We start from the raw sequence: 19,697 nt of genomic DNA, 5'->3' as shown, positions 1-19,697 counted from the left end.
GAGGCCCGGCATGGAGCTTCACCCGCGCCATGCCTGGGACCTGACGCCGGCCGAGGCCGTCGCGCTCCAGCGCCGGCTCCGCAGCGAGATCGTGGCCGACCAAGCCATCGATCTCGGCGCGGTGCGGCTGGTGGCCGGCGTCGATGTCAGCGTGAAGAACGAGCGCTCCCGCGCCGCCATCGTCGTCGTGACCTTTCCGGGCTTTCTCCTCGTCGAGAGCGCCTTCGCCGAGCGGCCGACGCCGTTCCCCTACATCCCCGGCCTGCTGAGCTTTCGCGAAGGACCGGTGCTGGAGGAAGCCTTCGGGCGCCTGCGCGCGGAGCCGGACGTGTTCCTGTTCGACGGCATGGGCATCGCCCATCCGCGCCGCATCGGCATCGCCAGCCATCTCGGCCTGTGGTTGGAGCGCCCGACCATCGGCGTCGGCAAGACACGGCTCGTCGGCACCAATGCGCCCCTCTCCGAAGAGAAGGGCGCGCACGTCCCCCTGATCGATCGGGGCGAGACCATCGGCGCCGTTGTCCGCACGCGCACCGCCACACTTCCGCTCTTCATCTCGCCGGGCCATCGCGCCGACATCCCGAGCGCCGTCGAACTCGTCCTGGCCTGCTCGCCGAAATACCGCCTGCCGGAGCCGATCCGCCTCGCGCACAAGGCGGCCGGCGACTTCTGATCGGCGCGTTGCTCCTCGTCGTCATCGGGAGCGACCTGTTCTGGCAATCACAACGGGCCTCATGCTGAGGTGCCGAGCACCCGCTCGGCCTCGAAGCACGCCGGAACGGTCGATCCCATGGCACCGATTCACCGGGGGCAACCTCGCGGCGTGCTTCGAGGCTGCTGACGCAGTGCCTCAATGAGGAGCGTTGTGACTTCCGGGATCGGGCCCTCAGTGCGCCTCTTCCCAATTCCCCGCAGCCCGCGCCTCGACCACCAACGGCACTCTCAGTGTCAGGGCCGGCGCGGGCGCCTCTTCCATCACCCCGGCGATCACGGGAATCGTCGCCTCCACCTCGTCGTCGGGCACCTCGAACACGAGTTCGTCGTGCACCTGCAGCAGCATCCGCGCGGTGAGCTTCTTGACCTCCAGCGCATCCTCCATCCGCGTCATGGCGCGGCGGATGATGTCGGCGGCGGTGCCCTGGATCGGGGCATTGATGGCTTGGCGCTCCACGCTCGCCCGCTCGGACGGGTTGTTCGAGCGGATCTGCGGGTAGTGGCAGACGCGGCCGAACAGGGTCGTCACGTAGCCCTTCTCGCGGCACGAGCGCTTGGTGGTGTCGATGTAGTCGCGGATGCCGGGAAACCGCTCGAAATACTGCTTGATGAAGGCCGAGGCCTCCTCGCGGCCGATGCCGAGGCGGTCGGCCAGCCCGAAGGCCGAGATGCCGTAGATGATGCCGAAATTGATGGTCTTGGCCCGCCGCCGCAGGTCCCCGGTCATCTGGTCGAGGGCGACGCCGAACATGGCCGACGCCGTGGCCGCGTGGATGTCGATCCCCTGCTCGAACGCCTCGCGCAATTGCGGGATGTCGGCGATGTGGGCGAGCAGGCGCAGCTCGATCTGGCTGTAATCGGCCGAGATCAGCTTCTTGCCCTCGGGCGCGACGAAGGCGCGGCGGATACGCCGCCCCTCCTCCGTGCGGATCGGGATGTTCTGCAGGTTCGGGTCCGAGGAGGAGAGCCGGCCGGTCGTCGTCGCCGCGAGCGCGAACGAGGTATGGACCCGGTTGGTCCCCCGGTCGGCATGCTGTTGCAGCGAATCGGTATAGGTCGATTTCAGCTTCGAGAGCTGGCGCCAGTTGAGAATCTTCTTCGGCAGGTCGTGGCCGGCCTGGGCCAGCTCTTCGAGGAGCGTCGCGGGCGTGGCCCACTGGCCGGACGGCGTCTTCTTCGCGCCGGGCAGGCCCATCTTGCCGAACAGCACGTCGCCGATCTGCTTCGGTGAGGAGACCTGAAACCGCTCGCCCGCGTCCTCCTGAATCTCCTCCTCCAGCCGCGCCAGGATCTGCGAGAAGTCGCCGGAGAGGCGGCTCAGCATGTTGCGGTCGATGGCGATGCCGGCCCGCTCCATTCGCGCCAGAACCGGCACCAGCGGACGTTCCAGCGTCTCGTAGACCGTCACCCGGTGCTCGGCGACGAGGCGCGGCTTCATCATCCGCCACAGGCGTAAGGTGACGTCGGCATCCTCCGCCGCGTAGGCGGTCGCCCGATCGATCGCCACGCGGTCGAAGGTGACCTTGTTGCGGCCGGTGCCGGCCACATCGGCGAAGGTGATCGGCTGGTGGCCGAGATGGCGGCGGGCGAGTTCGTCCATGCCGTGCCCGCCCTTGCCGGCATCGAGCACGTAGGAGATCAGCATCGTGTCGTCGAAGGGCGTCACGTCGATGCCGTAGCGGTGCAGCACCGAGAGGTCGTATTTCAGGTTCTGGCCGACCTTGAGCGTGCCGGCATCCTCCAGGAGCGGCTTCAGCAGCTTGAGGGCGGTGCCGAAATCGATCTGGCCGGGCTGCTTGTCCGAGGCATCGGCCCCTGCCCCGCTCTCGCCGAACAGGTCGCCGCCCTTCACCTCAGGCTTCACATGGGCGAGCGGGATATAGGCGGCCCGCCCCGGCGCGGTGGCGAGCGAGACGCCGACGAGGCCCGCCTTGGCCGCGTCGAGCGCGTCGGTCTCGGTATCGACCGCGATCACGCCGGCCTCGTAGCTCTCGGCGATCCAGGCTTCGAGCTGCTCCACGGTGGCGATGGTTTCGTAGGCGGCCGTATCGAACGGCTTGACCGATTCCGCCGCGCGGGCGCCGACGAGGGTCGCGGGCGTCGGCTCGTTGGAGCCGCGCTTCTTCTTCGGAGCCTGATCCGGCAGGTCGAGATCGGCGAAGGGGTCGGCCTCACCCGCCTCGGGCGGGGCCGCACCATCCGTCCGCTCAGGTGCGGCGGCGGTCTCGGGATCGACCGGCACGGTGTCGCCGAAGAACGGCACGGCATCGCTGCCGCCGGCCGCGTTGGTGTAGGCGTGGGGCTGTGCGCCCGGCAGCAGCGCCGGGTCGGGCTTCACCGCTTCGGGATCGACGTGGAGCATCTGCGCGATGCGCCGCGTCAGCGTGTTGAACTCCATGGCCTTCAGGAAGCCGACGAGCTTTTCCGGATCGGGCTGCGGCACGCCGAGTTCATCGAGCGGCACCGGCACCGGCACGCTCTCTTCGAGCGCCACGAGGCGGCGCGAGAGCTTGGCCTGATCGATGTTGGCGAGCAGCATTTCCCGGCGCTTGGGCTGCTTGATCTCGGCCGCCCGCTCCAAGAGCTGCTCCAGGCTGCCATATTCCTTGATGAGGGCCGCGGCCGTCTTCAGGCCGATGCCGGGCACGCCCGGCACGTTGTCGGAGGTGTCGCCGATCAGCGCCAGCGCGTCGCCGATCTGCTCGGGCGCGAGGCCCTCCCACTTGGCGATGATCGCCTCGCGGTCGAGGTTGCGCTCAGGGCGGTAGCCGGGCTTGCCCTTGGCGCCCGACTCGAAATCGTAGAACCGGATCTTGTCCGAGACGAGCTGCATCAGGTCCTTGTCGGAGGACACGATGATGACCTCGGCGCCGCGCGCCTCGGCCTGGCGCGCGTAGGTCGCGATCAGGTCGTCGGCCTCGTAGCGCACCAATTCCACCGCATGCAGCCCGAAGGCCCGCACCGCATCGCGCATCAGCGGCATCTGGCGCTTCAGGTCGTCGGGCGCGTCCGGCCGGTGGCCCTTGTAATCGGGGAACAGCTCCTTGCGGAACGAGCCCTCGGACTTGTCGAAGACGATGCCGAGATGGGTCGGCTTCACCCCCGCCGCGCCCTCCTGAAGGAACTGCGCGATCTTGGTGCAGAACAGGCGCACCGCCCCCGTGGGCAGCCCGTCGGAGGGGCGGGTGTTGTACTTCTGGTCCTGATTGATCGACTGGAAGTACGCCCGGAAGATGAAGGACGAGCCATCGACGAGGATCACCCGGTCGTCGGCGCAGACGGGCTTGGCCGGTTGCGGTTGCGTCTCTTCGGTCATCGGTCGAACAGCCATCGGCGAATGGAGGCCCAAGGGCGGGGCCGCCGATCCATAGAGCATTTTCGCCGCTTCAGAACATCGCCCCGGCGCCGGGAAATGCCGCAGGTCCCCGGTTCTCTGATCCCTGACGGCCGCCATGGCATCGCGCCGGCCTTGTCCATCGCGAGAGCATTTGCGCGACGCGAGAGGCGAACCGCTTAAAAAATTAGCGGGCACGGGGTCCATGTGCGCTCGTGCACCCTGCAAAGTTGAGCCACGACATCAGCGGCAACACTTTCGAGATCCTAAGCTTTTTCGGCTGCGCGCAATGTCGCTGCACGAAATTTCGGGCGCGAAAGGTGAATTCGAAATATATCGATGCTGCAGCGCGACAAACCGGCTATTGTCTCCCAAGAGATCAGCCCCAAATCCCGTTCATCGAAGACGGGCGACGGCCTGACCTGATTGCTCCAAAGATCAAGCCAAGTGCATCGGCGCCCGCACCAAGGGATAAAGGATTGATCATGACCAATCGCACCAAGATCACCGCTGCCCTCGCTCTGGCCCTCGGCCTTGCCGCGACCCCGAGCCTCGCCCAGGGCGTCGCGTCCGACAGCGCCGGCTACAACCGTGACGGCACCCTCAACGTGTGGGGCGCGCATATCGACCCGGTGCGTGAGCGCGACGGCCTCCTCGGCGGTGTCGGCAATGTCGTCGGCGGCGTAACTGGCGCGGCGGGCAACATTGTCGGTGGCACGCTGGGCGCAGCGGGTAACATCGTCGGCGGAACCGCCGATGCGGCCGGCAACGTGGTCGGCGGTGTCGCCAGAGGCACGGCCAGCGCGGCCGACGGCATCGTCACTGGCTCGGTCCGCCGCCCGGCCGGTTCTACCTACGGCGCTCAGCCGGTCGATCGGGCCGGCGCCTACGGCCGAGCCGCCTACTGAGACCACTCCACACTTTCAGTACGATCGAACGGCGGGGCGCGAGCCCCGCCGTTTTCTTGTGCGTACGGCACCGGAAAAGCGCAGGGAAAAGCGTCCGGCTTCGAGCGGCCGGACCGCCCGGGCCAAAAGTCCGAGAGGGAGGCCCATGACGCTTCCCTCAGGCTCGGCTGCGATCATGAGAGGCGCAGTGTTCGCCCTCCCCCTTTCGTTCTGCCTCGGTGAAGCGCACACGGCCGGCGCGCCGCATGGCGAAGGACCGGCGCGGTGACCTTGCTCGATGGCGCTGCCGTCAAACGGGAGAAGGGGCCGCACGATCTGCCGAAGGGCACAGAAATCGGCGTTCCTGCCCGAGAACACACCGCACGCCCTCTGGACGACCAACGAACCGGTCGTCCTTCAAGTGCACGGAAGCGGGCCGGTCGGCGTGAACGACCTGAATCCGGCCGACGACCCGAGCAAAGCGAAGAATTGAGGGCGGGAGCCCCCGTCAGGCCGCGGCTCCCACCGTGTCCGCCATGCGGGCGTCACGCGTGCCGAGCGGCTTCGGTGCACCGACGGTGGTGTCCTTGGCGGTCTGATGTTCGAGTTCGGCATTGAGCTGCGCACCGAGCAGCACGATCGTGGTCGAGAGCCAGATCCAGGTCATGAAGCCAATGGCGGCGCCGAGGGAGCCGTAGGTCTTGTCGTAGCTGCCGAAATTCGAGACGTACCACGAGAACAGCAACGAGCCGGCCAGCCACAGGAAGCCGGCGGCCATGCCGCCCGGCGTGACCCAACGCCAGCGCGGCGCATCCCGGCTGGGACCGTAGCGGTACAGCACGGCAAGCATTAGGATGACGATCACGAACAGGACCGGCCAACGCAGAAGCGTCAACCACCACGCATCCCCCGACAGACCCAGAAACTGAATCGCCACCGGCACGGCGACAATGCCGGCGAGCGCGAGCACGATGAAGAGCAGCGCGCCCGCAGTGAAAGCCAGCGAGACGAGGTTGAGCTTGAAGAAGCCGCGTCGCTCGCGCTCGTTGTAGACGAGATTGAGCGCGTCGAAGACGTGCTTCACACCGCCATTGGCACTCCAGATCGAAAGGGCGATGCCGACGAGGGCAGTCAGCCCCAAGGTCGTATCGCCCTTTTCCGTCACGCGCTTCACCTGTTCGGCGACGATGTCGACGCCCCCGGAGGGGAGGACACCGCGCAACGCATCGATCTGATGGTTGATGGTCGAGACGTCGGCGATCAGCCCGTAGACGGAGACCAGCGCGGCGATGGCGGGGAAGATGGCGAGGAGGACGAAGAAGGTCACGCCCGCCGAGACCAGGGTGAGACGGTTCTCGCCGATATCCCGGTAGGTCCGCTTCAGGACGTCCTTCCAACCTTCGACGGGCACCTCGGTCGGCTTGTCGGCGGAGCGGCCACGGTCCTGCTCGGTCCGCGCGACCCCGTGGGCATCGGCGCCCTCGTGGGAGGGGGATTCCTTGCGGGCCGCATCGCTGTCCGATGGGCCTCGCGCGTGGTCCGCGGCACGATCCGTAGGCTGTGCCGAGCGGCGTGGAAGCGCGACAACCCCGAGGAGCGCCGTCGCCAGTGCCATGGTCCACAAGGCCGGATAGCGGGGGTTGTCCGCCGTGGCAGCGGCGTCGGGGACGACGCGATCGGGTGTAGGCATCGCGGGGTTGGCTCCGTCCAGCGCGCGAAGAGGCGGCGCTGGACAGCAACCATTCAGGCCGACTTTCGGTTCACAGGGACGTGAGCCCGCGGGCAAAAGCGCTTCGCCGTTGCGTATTCGAACAGCGCACTCATGAAAAATTCACATTCGCGCCAAGTTCTCGCCGGAACCGTTAAGATCGGCCCCGGTTGACAGCGCATCGGTCGAACGCGACCGCCTCGCTTCAGGAGCCGTCGATGCCTTCGACCCTGCGCCGCTCCGGACAACGCCTCGCGCTCGTCCTGGCCTCTTCCGCTTTCATCCTGTCCACCGCCGCCGGCGTTCACGCTCAGGAGGGCGGCCTCGGCGGCCTGTTCCAGCAGCTCTTTTCCCCGCAGCGGGCAGCGCCCGCCCCCGTGGTGGCCCCCATCCAGGTTTACGGCGGCGGCGAGGTCAACGAGCGGTATCGCTGGCGCCGGCATCGCGGCACCGCGGATCGCAGCCGGCCGAAGGTGCGTTACGCGGCTCTGCCGAAGGATGACGGCCTCGGGATCAGCGGCAAGCAACCGGTCGATTCGAAGGCGATCGCGGCCAATCCGACCGCGGCGCTTCTGCGCGACGAGACGCTGCGCCCCGGTGATATCGTGGTCATGCCGAACGGCCCGAAAGTCTTCATGGGCCATGACGACCGTGGTCGTGGTCGCGGCGCCAAGGCAGCTCGCCACCGGATGAGCGACTTCGAGGATGTGAAACACGCGCGCACGCTCAATGCGAAAACCCGCCGCCAATTGATGGCGATGATGCTGCCGCACGGCGCCATGCCCGCCGAGGAGGTTCGTAAAGCGCTCGCCAAAGCCCGCCGTCTGGCCCCGCAGGAAACGATTGAGCCGCTGACCCGGCAAGCTCGCGCCGAGACCGGCCCGAAAGCCACCCGCATCATCAGCCCCTGGCAGATCGCTCGCTAGGGTCTAGGGGAGCCGTGATGCTCGATCGGGCATCAAGCCGCTGTCACAGGATAATAAATCGAACCTGAGAGGGGTCTTCTGAGCAGATCCCTCGAAGCTCGTCATGCGGGATTCGAGACGATGCCAAGGACGATGCGTTGAGCGCTGATCCCAGGGCCCACGGTGATTCATCCAAGCGGGAATTCAGGTTGCGCTGCAGGGCCCGGCGCTGTCGCGTGGGCCACTCAGCCGCTCTGTCATTCTCGGGAAAGTATGATGGTGGAGCCTAACGGGATCGAACCGATGACCTCTTCCATGCCATGGAAGCGCTCTCCCAGCTGAGCTAAGGCCCCATCATTTCTGCCGTGACCGCTTCCGGTCTCTGGCCTCGCCGGCGGCGCTGAGTGCGTCGGCGATGGGCGGTTCTATACGGTGCGGATTGGCGGGACTCAACCCCCTTTTTTCGAGGTGAGGGCAGATTTTTGAGCCGCCTCCGTTTCTCCGCGCAGTTCGACGGAGAACGCCATTCGATTGGCTCCCGCTCGACGATGAATCTTCCCCGGCACCGCCGAATCTAGGTTGGAAAGTCGATTCCCGCTCTGCCCAGCGGAGCCGAGGCCCGGCTACTGCTGTGCCCGAACGACGTAACGCTCCATGAGAAGCCCGATGGTAAGGCTGCCGAAAACCCAACCGAAAAGATAAAGATAATCGACCTGGGCGGGGATCGTCGGATCGTATCCAAGACGAACCCACTCGATGAGCTGCGTAATAGGATTCCATTTCATATAGTAGTAAATTTCATCCGGCATGTAACATGCCATGAAATACACACCGCTCGTCATATACAGAGTGATAGTCACCAAAATGTAGCCGAGCGCCCAGCCAGGGAAAACTGAACAGATTCCGACGTTGATCGTCCCGACACCGATCCCGAGCGCAATCGCTGTCAGATAACCGGTGATGGCCATCATCATGTCGTTGGGGACGGGATCGGCACCGAAGCAGATAAGGACGAGGAAAACGAGGCAGACGCCCAGGAAACTGCTGACGATTTCGACAAGGATACGGGCGACGATCGTATCGAAGCGCTTCACTTGCGGGAAGTAAGTCAGCGGCTTGTGAATCATGTAGCCCTTCATCACCTCGCGGGAGATGTACTGGAAGGCAAGCGCCGGCAATGCGCCCGACGCAATGAAGACCATCGCATCGTCACCCATGGGCGACTTGACGCCGCGGAATGTCATGATGCCGACGAGGATCCCGAGATGCACGCAGGGCCAGAGCACCTGCACGAGGTAGCCCCAGTAGGTTCCGCCGAAGCGGCTGCGCATGTCGCGCAGCATCAGGGCGCTGAGGACGCGCAGGTAGACGTCGAGATGGCTCTGACGGCGCGGCAAGGACGAGGCGTGGGCGTTCATGGTATCCGTCGCAACGGGGCGGTCGCGCCGGTAGGGTCGCCTGCAATCGCGACGAAATCGAGGACGGTTTAGGTTTCCCCGCAGCGGCCCGCCTCGTCGGTGCGCGAAGCGATGCGGTAGAAGGCTGCCAGCACCAGCAGGAAGACGATCAGGCCGAGCCACGGCCCTGCCCCGCCCAGCGCATCGGCCGCGAAGGCGAGGGAGCCGCCGCGCCCGCTCAGCGTGTCGGCGGCGGCGAGCAGGACGCCGACGACGCTCTCGCCCACGAGGAAGCCCGAGGCCAGCAGCACGCCGCGGCGGCGTCCTCCGGCCCGCACCGCGTCGCCCGCCGCGCGCAGCCGGCGCTCGGCGAGGCGTCCGACGAGGCCGCCGAAGGCGATCGTCACCACCACTTCCAGCGGCAGGTACATTCCGATCCCGACAGTCAGCGCCGGGAAGGCGCGCCCGCTGCGGCGCAGACGCGCCTCCAGTGCAACGAGAATCGCACCAAGGCCCGCTCCCGTCGCCACCATCGACCAGGGCAACTCGTTGCGGACGATGCCGCCGGCGATCTGCGTCATCAGCGCGGCCTGGGGTGCCGGAAGGGCGGCGGCTTCGTCCATGCCCTCGCGCGGCAGGGCACCGACGAAACCGTAGGCGTTGTAGAGAAGGTCGAGCAGTGGGGCGATCACCAGGGCACCGACCGCGACGCCTGCCGCCAACGCCACCTGCTGGCGCCAGGGCGTGGCATCGACGAGTTGGCCGGTCTTGAGATCCTGAAGGTTGTCGTTGGCGATCGAAGCGGTGGTGACGACGATGGCCGAGAGGAGAAGAACGGCGGCGACGACGAAACGCTCGCCTTCCGGCCCGGCGGAGCGGCCGAGCAACAGCGGGAGCAGCAGGGCCGCCAGAAGCGTCGTCAGGATACCGATGCCGGAAATCGGGCTGGAGGACGAGCCGAGAAGGCCCGCGAGATAGCCGCAGGCGGCCGCCATCAGGAAGCCGAAGCCGACCGTGAAGACGGTGGCAACCGCGACCAGCGCGAAGCGCAGACCACCCAGTTCGGCCTCCGCGCTGAAGTGGAAGAACAGCCAGGCCAGGGGCAGCGCAAGCAGAAGCGAGCTGCCCGCAACCCAGGTGATCGGCAGGTCGCGCTCCTGGCGCGGCAACTGGCGCAGAGCCTTCCCGCCGCCCTGCGCCGCACCGAATGCGGAGCGGATGCTGCCCAGGATCGAGCGACCGAGGGAGGCGACCGTCCAGATGGCGCCGACGGCGATGATGCCGGCGCCGATGAGACGGACCTTTTCCGACCAAACCGCCCGCGCCGTCGCCTCCGCAGAGCCGGCCTGGGCGCCGTCGCCGAAGGCGGTGAGCAGCGGCACCGCGGCGCCCCAGGCCAGGGCCACGCCCGCCAGCAGGGCGAGGCAGGCGCCGAGACCGACGAGATAACCCACCCCGACCAAAGCGGGGGAGAAGCCCGTGGCGAGCCGGAACAGGGCCGGCCCCGCGGCGAGGGTGGTGTGGAGGCCGTCAGCAAGCAAGCGCAGGCCGGTGGTGGCGAAGCCGATCAGCCCGCCCGCTCCCGCCGCGCCCAGCAGAATGCGCAGACCGCCCCGGTCGCCGGCCTCACCCGCATGGAGCACTTCGGCGGCGGCGGTGCCCTCGGGATAGGGAAGCCCGGCCCCCATCACCAGGGCGCGGCGAAGAGGGATTGAGTAGACGAGGCCGATCAGACCGCCGACGAGGCAGACGGCCGTCGTCTGCCAGAACGGGAAACCGTGCCAGTGGCCGATCAGCACGAGGCCCGGCAGGACCAGGATGACGTTGCACAGCGTGCCCGCGGCCGACCCTTGGGTCTGGACAATGTTGTTCTCGAGGATGCCGGACCCGCCGAACAGGCGCAGCAATCCCATCGACAGCATCGCCGCGGGAATCGAGGTCGAGAAGGTCACGCCCGTCTTCAGCCCCATATAGAGGTTGGCGGTCATGAACACGACGGTGATCACCGCCCCGAGCAGAAGCCCTCGCAGGGTGAGTTCGGCGGCGTGGCGCGGGTGATTCCCCCCGGCTTCGCCATGCGAGGGGGAGCGTTCGTCGGATCGTGCGTCCACGGGCAGGCGTTTCCGGTACCGCCCCGCGGCTCGGGACGTCGATCTTTGTTGGGAACCCAACGGGCCCCTCGTCCGATCCCCCATCGTGACGCGGCGGCCAAGCTTGGGGCCGTCGCGGATCGATGCACGAACCTGCGGGCTTCACCCGCTGCAAGGAGAGAACGACTGATGAGCCGACCGGTGCGCCATGAGATCCCGCCGCGCTCGGGAGCGGCCTTCACCCTGGATCGCGGCCAGCGCCTTACCGTGATCGACCCCCAGGGGGAGCAGGTGGCCGACCTCGTGGCCTTCCGCCGAGACGACCTCGATGAGGTGATCTCCTCGGGTCGCACCATCGACTACGCCTCGCGCATCTTCCTGACGACGGGCGACCCAATCTACTCCAACCGCTCCAACGTGCTCCTGCGCATCGTCGAGGACACGGTGGGCCGGCACGACTTCCTGCTCACGCCCTGCTCGGCCGACACCTTCCGCATCATCTACGGCGACGAACACCCCCACCGGGGCTGCTTCGGCAACCTCGCCGAAGCGCTGGCGCCCTACGGGATCGAGCCGGACCGCATCCCGGTCGCCTTCAACGTGTTCATGCACGTCACCGTCGATGGGCTGAGCGGCGAGATCGCGGTGCGCCCACCGCTCAGCCGGGCCGGCGACCGGGTGAGTTTCGTGGCGGAGACCGACCTCGTCGTCGGCCTGACGGCCTGCTCGGCCCTGCAGTCGAACAACTTCTCCTTCAAGCCGATCCATTACGAGATCGAATCTTGAGGCTTCGCCGCGAAGACACGGTCACGAGCGGATAGAATACTGCGCTACGATGCCGCGGCGGATCAAGACAAGACGTAGATGAAGCCGGCTTCGTAGCTCTTCGGTTATCCCCAGACCCGGCGGAACAATGGTCACAGACCGTGGTTCCCCCGCGCAGTTCACCTTCTCCGAGGGGTGGCGGACTGCATCGCGATTGCCTTCTCTCCCACGATCTTCACCGTACCGGGTCGATAGACTCGGTCGCGGCTTCGTTTGCCTGCGTTCCACGAGGTGTCATGCTGCTGCCTACCGACGACACCGGCCATCCGCTCGCTGAGCGTTTCCGGCACTTCATCCGCCAACAGCCCTTCCCCTGCGTCGGCGCCAAATCCGCTCTATCCCGCGGCCAGCTCAAGGTTCTGGTCGCCCGAGACGTCGCCTCCAATGGCGACGACGCGCGGATCTACCCGGCGCTTCTCGCCTTCATTTGCCGCTATCGCGCCCGGCGCGACCAGTTCCAGAGCTTCGCCGTCGTGTTCGAAGGCCCTCACCACCTCTCGGAGGAGGCGTTCGAGGCGGCCCTTTGGCGGCGGATGCAGTCGCTGTCCGACCGCGACAGCGAGTTGGGTCATGCCCAGGATCCGCGCGTCTCGGCCAACCCGGAAGACACGCATTTCTCGATGAGCCTTGGCGGCGAAGGCTTCTTCATCGTCGGGCTGCATCCCGGCGCGAGCCGGAAGGCGCGCCGCTTTGAGCACCCGGTTCTGGTGTTCAACCTGCACGACCAGTTCGAGCGCCTGCGGGCCGAAGGTCGCTACGACCGTCTGCGCGACTCCATCGTTGAGCGCGACGTGGCCTGGGCCGGCTCGGCCAACCCGATGCTGGCGCAGCATGGCGAGCGCTCCGCCGCCCGGCAATTCAGCGGGCGGGCGGTGCCGGACGATTGGGTCTGCCCCTATCACCGCCAGGAGGGAGCGGTGGAGTGGGATGCGCAACAAGTGGCGGCGGATCTGCGCTCGGGTGCCTTCCTCGCCGGGCAGATGGAGGGTTGAGGATGGCCGATGCTCCCTCGCATCCCACGGCCTCCCAGGAGCCGAACGCCCATAACGAGGACGCCCTCCTCGCCCTCGCCCGCGCGGTGCGGGACAGCGGCTACCGGTTCACCACCGTCACACCCGCCACCCATGCCCGGGTGAATGCCCGGCCCGAGAACGCCCACGCGCGATCGCTACGGGACGTGCTGGGCTGGAGCCGTCCGTTTCGCGATGGCCTGCTTCCGGCAGAACTGACCGACCTGATGGCGCAAGCGGGCGTGCTCGACCGCTCGGCGGGGCCGGACGGTTCTCTTATGAAGGCGGGGATTCGTCTGTCGAGCCTCGACGACACGTTGTTTCTGCATGCGGCTTACCCGCCGCTTGCGGCGGATGCGGTGTTCTTCGGCCCCGACACCATGCGCTTTGCCGAGGCCGTCATTGCCCACCTCGAAGAGCGGGCCAGGGCCCGACATCCGACGCCGCGGCGGGCGGCCGATATCGGCTGCGGCTCGGGCGCGGCGGGCATCGTCGTCGCCAAGCGGTTGCCGGAGGCCGAAGTCGTTCTCGTCGACATCAACCCGGCGGCCCTTCGCGCCGCGCGCATCAACGCCCGGCTCGCGGGCATCGACAATGTGCGCCCCGTCCACAGCGACATGCTGAACAGCGTCGAGGGATCGTTCGATCTCATCGTTTCGAACCCACCCTTCATGGTGGATTCCGGCGGGCGGGCCTACCGGCATGGCGGCGGACCGCTCGGGGCCGGGCTGTCCCTGCGCGTGGTCGAGGCGGCGACCGAGCGACTGGCGCCGGGTGGCAGCCTTGTGCTGTTCACCGGTTCGGCCATCGTCGAAGGCCATGACGGCTTCCGGGAGGAGGCGAGCGCGATCTGCGCACGGGCCGGTCTCGACGTCTCGTACCGCGAGTTCGATCCGGACGAGTATGGCGAGGAACTCGACGATCCGGGCTACGCGGCGGCGGAGCGCATCGCGCTCGTCATTCTCACCGCGACCCGCCCGACCGGACCGCGATGAGCGCAGCGGAGGCAGCCTCCCGCGAGCGTGCCGAGTTCCTGCGGGACGCCCTCGCCGGCCTCTCGGGCGAGGTGAAGACCCTGCCCGGCAAATACCTCTGGGACGAGACCGGCTCGGATCTGTTCGACCGGATCTGCGCGCATCCGGACTACTACCCGATGAAACGGGAGATGGCGCTTCTGCCACGGGTCGCGGCCGAAGTCGCGGCGCTGGTCGGCCCAGGCGTCAGCGTGGTCGAGTTCGGCAGCGGCGCGAGCCGGAAGATCCGGACCCTGCTCGACGCCTTGGAGGCGCCGGCCGCCTTTCTCGCCCTCGACATCTCCGGGGCCTATCTCGATGCGGCGATCGCGCGCCTCGCTCCGGATTACCCGGACGTGCCGATGACGCCCGTTTGCGCCGACTATTCGAAGCCGATCCGCCTGCCGCCGGGGGCCGCCGCGCCGCCGATCCTGGGCTTCTTTCCCGGCACCAGCATCGGCAACTTCACGCCGAAGCAGGCGAGCAGCTTCCTGGCGCGGGCGCGGGAGACGCTGGGGCCGAGCCACTTCCTGGTCGGGGCCGATCCCACGCACGACCCGGCCCGCCTACGCCGCGCCTACGGAGAGGCGGACGGCCTGATGGCGGCTTTGCACCTCAACCTCATCGAGCGGATGAACCGGGAACTCGGAAGCGATTTCGACCGCAGCCACCTCCGCCACGAAGTACGGCTCGCCGACGACCCGTTCCGGGTGGAAGCTCATCTCGTGGCAACCCGGCCCGGTGCCTACCGGCTCGGCGATCGGACGATCCGCTTCGCCGCCGGCGAGAGCATCCGCACCGACACCTCCCACAAATACGCGCCCGACGCATTTCGAGCCCTGGCCTCGGCGCAGGGCTGGGAGCCGGTGCGCCTCTGGGTCGATGAGGACAGCGGCTTCAGCCTCCACCTGTTCCGGGCGCAATAGGCCCGCGCCGCTCAGGCACGGGCCGGCGCGTCGGCGAGATAGGTCAGCAGCGCGAGCCAGGTCGGCAGGCAGTGACGCCGCCGGTCGTAGCGATCGATGACCGTCCGCCGGGCCGCCTCGCGCAGAGGCCGCCACCGTTCGGGCGCGCGGCAGGCGTCGATGAGCGCCTCCGACAGCGCATCGGCGTCGAAGAAATCGCGGATGATGCCGTTCACGCCGTCCCGCACCACCTCCCGCACCGGCGCGGTGTCCGAGGCGATCACGAGGCATTCGCACGCCATCGCCTTCAGGAAGACCCGCGAGAGCGAGAAGGGATAGGTGTAGGCGACATGCGCCGTGGCGACCGAGAGGGCGGCCACCATTTCCTCGTGCGTGAGACGGGGGAGGAAATGGAGGCGCTCACGATCGAGCCGGCCGTCGAGCTCGGCCAGCAGACGTTCCTTCCACGTCGGGGGCTGCGCCGCCTTTGCCGCGGCATCCCCGCGCCCGTCGCTCCCGACAATGAGAATCTCGGCCTGGGGCACGGCTTCGAGTAGCGTCGGCAGGGCGCGCATGAAGGTCGGGAAACCGCGCAGCGGCTCCAATTGCCGAGCGATGAAGGTGATGACCGGCCGCGCCTTGGTCAGTTTGCGCCCGTTGGGCAGATGCACGACGGCATGGGGATCGTAGCGCACCTCGTCGGTGTCGATCCCCTCGTGGATCACGCTGGCCTGCGCCCGCAAGCCCGCCGGTAAGAGACTTCGCTGAAACTCCGTCGGGCAGACCAGCCGTTCGGCCTCGGCATAAGCCATGGCCAGCGTCGCGTTCCCGGCGCGGTCCCGCACGCGGTCTTCGAGGTTGGGCGGGCGCGTCCACTCGGAATCAAAGCCGAGCGCATCCCCGTCCGCCCGGTAATACGGCGCGTAGGCGAGCCGACGCGCCCGCGGAAAGACTTGGTTGAGCAGCAGCGATTCCCCGCGCCCCGGATGCCCGACGATGACGGCCGGATCGAAGCCGTGCTTGCGCAGTTCGAGCGCGCATCGCAGGGCGGCGGTGGCGTTGATGAAGGCCGATTCCGTAGGATGGGCCAGCGGAAACAGGCCCGGCGTCACCTTCCGCCCCGGACGCCACCGCAGGATCGGCAAGCCGGCCAAGCCCGGTGCCGCCTCTCCGGCGATGGCCGCGCAGCGATGGCCTCGATCCATCAGGGCCTCGGCGAGAAAGCCGAATGGCCCCGGGAAGTGGTCGTGAACGAACAGAAAATCCGTCATTCCGGCGCGCCGGTACCCTCTTGTCCAACCGGCGCAACGCAGCGGGCGCTGACATGCGCCTTCTTCTGCACCAAAGGGTTGAGCGGCTCAGCCGGGGCGATTCATCCCCCTCGGCGCTTCGGCAGTGCAAAAAAACTGCGTCAAACGGAGGCACTGCACGGCTGATGCGGGTACCACCGCCGATCAAGCGAGGCCCTGAGCGCGTTGCGACGGCGTTGCCTCCGTGCGGCAAAGCGCGTCGGCGTAAATTTTGGGACGTCCAGTCAATGCATCCCGATAGTTCGCGGTTAGCTTCAGGGACAAGTCAGCCAGACGTCACCGTGAAGAATGACCATGTGTGGAAGAGAAACCGTCCAATACGGACGTCCCTTGCGCCGCCGGCACGAGGCCTGGATCTACCGACGCTCGACGCGGATCGTGCCGCTGCTGCTTCGGGGGAAAGAGAAGACTGATCGGACCGGTACCACGAGCCTCCAGCCCAGCGACAACGACAATGCTGCGGCGCGGGCATAGCGAACCGGTACGAGCCGCGTGATCGGCAGGGCTCCCTCGTTTCGCAGTAAAGCACGCTGCCCGCTCCGGCCCCCTCCCCTCCGGCGCGGCTGGCGTCAGCGCGGCTCCCTCCGCGCTTTCGCCCAAGCCGCAAACAGGTAGCCGAGGCCGCTCAACCCCAAGATGCCGGCGATGATGCCGAGCCAGATCAGCCCACCTTCCATGTCACTCCCCGCTCATGCCTGAACGGGGAACGCGGAAGGGGGCCCTGGTTTCAGTTTTCGGCTGGATCGGATGATGCGGTACGTCCGCGTGATCCCATCCCGGAGCGGGCCGCTCGGGCATGGAGCGCGCTCGCAGGGAGAAGTCTCGACCAGGGTGATCCGTCGGAATGCCCATGGGGCCGGCAAGCACCGTCGCGCTCGCCTTTGAGCCATCCTGCGCCCGGATTGGTGGGCGGTGAGGGACTCGAACCCCCGACCCTCTCCGTGTAAAGGAGACGCTCTACCAACTGAGCTAACCGCCCGAACCGGCGCCGCGAAGCGTTACGGAAGGGATCGCGGCTGCGCAAGACCGGGCTCGCGCTCTTCCCCTGACTCGGCGCACGAAAAAGCCCCCGGAGCGGCGCTCCGGGGGCTTCGTTCGTTTGATGCGAGCTAAGGATCAGTGGGCGATGACCGCCGCGCCGTCCTCATCCCGCTTCGGCGTCTTGGCCGGGAGCGGCTCGTCCCACTCGATGGGCTCGGGCTGGCGCACGAGGGCGTGCAGCAGCACCTGATCCATCCGCGAGACGGGGATGATCTCCAGACCGTTCTTCACGCTGTCGGGCACCTCGGCGATGTCCTTGGCGTTCTCTTCCGGGATCATCACCGTCTTGATGCCGCCGCGGAGTGCGGCGAGCAGCTTCTCCTTCAGACCGCCGATCGGCAGGACGCGACCGCGCAGGGTCACCTCGCCGGTCATGGCCACATCGCGGCGCACCGGGATGCCGGTGAGCGTCGAGATGATCGCGGTGGCCATGGCGATGCCGGCCGACGGACCGTCCTTCGGGGTTGCCCCTTCCGGAACGTGGACGTGGATGTCCCGGCGCTCGAACAGCGGCGGCTCGATGCCGAAATCGATGGCCCGCGAGCGGACGTAGGACGCCGCCGCCGAGATCGACTCCTTCATCACGTCGCGCAGGTTGCCCGTGACCGTCATCTTGCCCTTACCCGGCATCATGACGCCCTCGATGGTCAGCAACTCGCCGCCCACCTCGGTCCAGGCCAGACCCGTCACCACGCCGACCTGATCGTCCGCGTCGATCTCGCCGTAGCGGAACTTCGGCGGGCCGAGGAATTCCGGCAGCGTCTCGGGGTTGGCCTCGACCTGCTTCACCTTGGTGATCAGGATCTCCTTCACCGCCTTACGGATCAGGTTGGAGATCTCGCGCTCCAGGTTACGGACGCCCGCCTCCCGCGTGTAGCGGCGGATGAGCATCATCAGACCGTCGTCGGTGATCGACCACTCGTCGGGGGTGAGCCCGTGCTTCTTGACCGCCTCGGGGATCAAGTGGCGGCGGGCGATCTGGAGCTTCTCCTCCTCCGTGTAGCCGGCGATACGGATCACCTCCATCCGGTCCATGAGCGGGCCGGGGATGTTGAGCGTGTTCGCCGTCGTCACGAACATCACGTTCGACAGGTCGTAATCGACCTCGAGGTAATGGTCGTTGAAGGTCGCGTTCTGCTCCGGATCGAGAACCTCAAGGAGCGCCGCGGAGGGATCGCCGCGGAAGTCCATGCCCATCTTGTCGATCTCGTCGAGCAGGATGAGCGGGTTCGAGGTCTTGGCCTTGCGCATCGACTGGACGATCTTGCCGGGCATCGAGCCGATATAGGTCCGGCGGTGACCGCGGATCTCGGCCTCGTCACGCACGCCGCCGAGCGACATCCGGACGAATTCGCGGCCCGTGGCCTTGGCGATCGACTTGCCGAGCGAGGTCTTGCCGACGCCGGGCGGTCCGACGAGGCAGAGGATCGGGCCGGTGAGCTTGTTCGCCCGCTGCTGCACGGCGAGGTACTCGACGATCCGGTCCTTGACCTTGTCGAGGCCGAAGTGATCCGAGTCGAGGATCTGTTGAGCCCCGAGCAGATCCTTCTTGATCTTCGAGCGCTTGCCCCACGGGATGCCGAGCATCCAGTCGAGATAGTTGCGCACGACCGTGGCCTCGGCCGACATCGGCGACATCTGCCGCAGCTTCTTCAGCTCGGCGGCGGCCTTCTCGCGGGCCTCCTTCGTCAGCTTGGTCTTCTCGATCTTGTCTTCCAGCTCGGCCAGCTCGTCGCGACCGTCCTCGTCGCCGAGCTCCTTCTGGATCGCCTTCATCTGCTCGTTGAGGTAGTACTCGCGCTGGGTCTTCTCCATCTGCCGCTTGACGCGGGTGCGGATGCGCTTCTCCACCTGCAACACGGAGATCTCGCTCTCCATCAGCGACAGCACACGCTCGAGGCGCTGCGCCACCGTGGGGATTTCGAGGATCGCCTGCTTGTCGGCGATCTTGACCGCGAGGTGCGAGCCGACGGTGTCGGCGAGCTTGGACGGCTCGTCGATCTGCGTGACCGCGGAGACGACCTCGGGGGAGATCTTCTTGTTGAGCTTCACGTAGTTCTCGAACTCGGAGATCACCGAGCGTGCGAGCGCCTCGGCCTCGACGCGGTCGCCGAGGTCATCGGTGAGCGTGAGAGCCTGCGCCTCGTAATACTCGTCCGAGCGCACGAAGGACTCGATCTGCGCACGGCCAGCGCCCTCGACCAGCACCTTCACGGTGCCGTCGGGCAGCTTGAGGAGCTGCAACACGGAGGCGAGTGTACCGATCGTGTAGATCGCGTCGGTGGCCGGATCGTCGTCGCTGGCATTGATCTGCGTCGCGAGCAGGATGTGCCGGTCCGAGCGGACCGCCTCCTCAAGCGCACGGATCGACTTCTCGCGGCCCACGAACAGGGGCACGATCATGTGCGGAAACACGACGATGTCGCGCAGCGGCAGGACGGCATAAGAGCCCGTCGAACCGGGAACGACCGGCTGGCGCGATTTCGACTGGGTCATAAGTTCTTCCCTTATGTGTTGACGCCGGGCAGTCGCTCCTCAACGGCGAGCAAGCATCTTGC

Annotated in this window: 14 protein-coding genes and 2 tRNA genes; 8 read left to right on the top strand and 8 right to left on the bottom strand. The window is 67.2% G+C overall.

What is annotated here, in order from left to right; genetic code table 11:
* The first annotated feature begins 10 nt into the window (after nucleotides 1-10).
* The gene (nfi, locus tag ASF53_RS01200) at nucleotides 11-673 is read left to right on the top strand and encodes a deoxyribonuclease V (RefSeq protein WP_056192553.1); all 663 of its coding nucleotides are present in this window, start codon (nucleotides 11-13) and stop codon (nucleotides 671-673) included.
* Between the two features lie 213 nt (nucleotides 674-886).
* On the opposite strand, the gene polA is transcribed toward nfi, so the two are convergent.
* Nucleotides 887-4,030, bottom strand: coding sequence for a DNA polymerase I (polA, locus tag ASF53_RS01195; RefSeq protein ID WP_056192550.1), 3,144 nt, complete (start codon nucleotides 4,028-4,030; stop codon nucleotides 887-889).
* A gap of 503 nt (nucleotides 4,031-4,533) precedes the next feature.
* On the opposite strand from polA, the gene ASF53_RS01190 reads away from it, so the two are divergent.
* Nucleotides 4,534-4,956 carry a hypothetical protein gene (locus ASF53_RS01190; RefSeq protein WP_056193810.1) on the top strand — a complete coding sequence of 141 codons (423 nt, stop codon included), beginning with the start codon at nucleotides 4,534-4,536 and terminating at the stop codon, nucleotides 4,954-4,956.
* A gap of 277 nt (nucleotides 4,957-5,233) precedes the next feature.
* Nucleotides 5,234-5,428: a cupin domain-containing protein gene (locus ASF53_RS01185; protein ID WP_056192547.1), complete on the top strand. Its 195-nt coding sequence runs from the start codon at nucleotides 5,234-5,236 to the stop codon at nucleotides 5,426-5,428.
* A gap of 15 nt (nucleotides 5,429-5,443) precedes the next feature.
* Here the strand turns inward: ASF53_RS01185 and ASF53_RS01180 are convergent, their stop codons facing one another.
* A complete protein-coding gene (locus ASF53_RS01180) occupies nucleotides 5,444-6,625 on the bottom strand; it encodes a YihY/virulence factor BrkB family protein (protein WP_056192544.1) in 1,182 nt (393 codons plus the stop codon).
* A gap of 236 nt (nucleotides 6,626-6,861) precedes the next feature.
* On the opposite strand from ASF53_RS01180, the gene ASF53_RS01175 reads away from it, so the two are divergent.
* Nucleotides 6,862-7,569, top strand: coding sequence for a hypothetical protein (locus tag ASF53_RS01175; RefSeq protein WP_056193807.1), 708 nt, complete (start codon nucleotides 6,862-6,864; stop codon nucleotides 7,567-7,569).
* 256 nt (nucleotides 7,570-7,825) lie between these two features.
* Here the strand turns inward: ASF53_RS01175 and ASF53_RS01170 are convergent.
* The 3 genes from ASF53_RS01170 to ASF53_RS01160 all read right to left on the bottom strand — a co-directional run bounded on the left by ASF53_RS01170 (nucleotide 7,826) and on the right by ASF53_RS01160 (nucleotide 11,056).
* Nucleotides 7,826-7,901: transfer RNA gene (locus ASF53_RS01170), tRNA-Ala, on the bottom strand.
* Between the two features lie 270 nt (nucleotides 7,902-8,171).
* Nucleotides 8,172-8,966: an ABC transporter permease gene (locus ASF53_RS01165; protein ID WP_056192541.1), complete on the bottom strand. Its 795-nt coding sequence runs from the start codon at nucleotides 8,964-8,966 to the stop codon at nucleotides 8,172-8,174.
* Between the two features lie 68 nt (nucleotides 8,967-9,034).
* Nucleotides 9,035-11,056 carry an OPT family oligopeptide transporter gene (locus tag ASF53_RS01160; RefSeq protein ID WP_056192539.1) on the bottom strand — a complete coding sequence of 674 codons (2,022 nt, stop codon included), beginning with the start codon at nucleotides 11,054-11,056 and terminating at the stop codon, nucleotides 9,035-9,037.
* Nucleotides 11,057-11,224: 168 nt separating this feature from the next.
* Between ASF53_RS01160 and ASF53_RS01155 the strand changes: the two genes are divergently transcribed.
* The 4 genes from ASF53_RS01155 to egtD all read left to right on the top strand — a co-directional run bounded on the left by ASF53_RS01155 (nucleotide 11,225) and on the right by egtD (nucleotide 14,809).
* Nucleotides 11,225-11,821 (top strand): DUF1989 domain-containing protein, encoded by a 597-nt coding sequence (locus ASF53_RS01155; protein ID WP_056192536.1) that lies wholly within the window; start codon nucleotides 11,225-11,227, stop codon nucleotides 11,819-11,821.
* Nucleotides 11,822-12,096: 275 nt separating this feature from the next.
* A complete protein-coding gene (gene gntA, locus ASF53_RS01150) occupies nucleotides 12,097-12,852 on the top strand; it encodes a guanitoxin biosynthesis heme-dependent pre-guanitoxin N-hydroxylase GntA (protein WP_056192534.1) in 756 nt (251 codons plus the stop codon).
* A complete protein-coding gene (locus ASF53_RS01145) occupies nucleotides 12,849-13,865 on the top strand; it encodes a class I SAM-dependent methyltransferase (RefSeq protein WP_082482270.1) in 1,017 nt (338 codons plus the stop codon). The genes gntA and ASF53_RS01145 overlap by 4 nt, the downstream gene beginning before the upstream one ends.
* Entirely contained in the window at nucleotides 13,862-14,809 is a 948-nt protein-coding gene (egtD, locus tag ASF53_RS01140) for an L-histidine N(alpha)-methyltransferase (protein WP_056192529.1), read from the top strand. The genes ASF53_RS01145 and egtD overlap by 4 nt, the downstream gene beginning before the upstream one ends.
* Before the next feature lie 11 nt (nucleotides 14,810-14,820).
* On the opposite strand, the gene ASF53_RS01135 is transcribed toward egtD, so the two are convergent.
* From ASF53_RS01135 to lon, 3 genes are all read right to left on the bottom strand, one after another.
* Complete coding sequence (locus ASF53_RS01135; protein ID WP_056192527.1) at nucleotides 14,821-16,059, bottom strand: glycosyltransferase; 1,239 nt, start codon at nucleotides 16,057-16,059, stop codon at nucleotides 14,821-14,823.
* A gap of 942 nt (nucleotides 16,060-17,001) precedes the next feature.
* A tRNA-Val gene (locus ASF53_RS01130) sits at nucleotides 17,002-17,077 on the bottom strand.
* Nucleotides 17,078-17,214: 137 nt separating this feature from the next.
* Nucleotides 17,215-19,635 (bottom strand): endopeptidase La, encoded by a 2,421-nt coding sequence (gene lon, locus ASF53_RS01125; protein ID WP_056192525.1) that lies wholly within the window; start codon nucleotides 19,633-19,635, stop codon nucleotides 17,215-17,217.
* Between the last annotated feature and the right edge of the window lie 62 nt (nucleotides 19,636-19,697).

Origin of the sequence: Methylobacterium sp. Leaf123 (assembly GCF_001423405.1) — a bacterium.
GTDB lineage: Bacteria > Pseudomonadota > Alphaproteobacteria > Rhizobiales > Beijerinckiaceae > Methylobacterium.
Note: the sequence above shows the minus strand (reverse complement) of the source record. Positions and strands in the feature narration are given on the sequence as shown.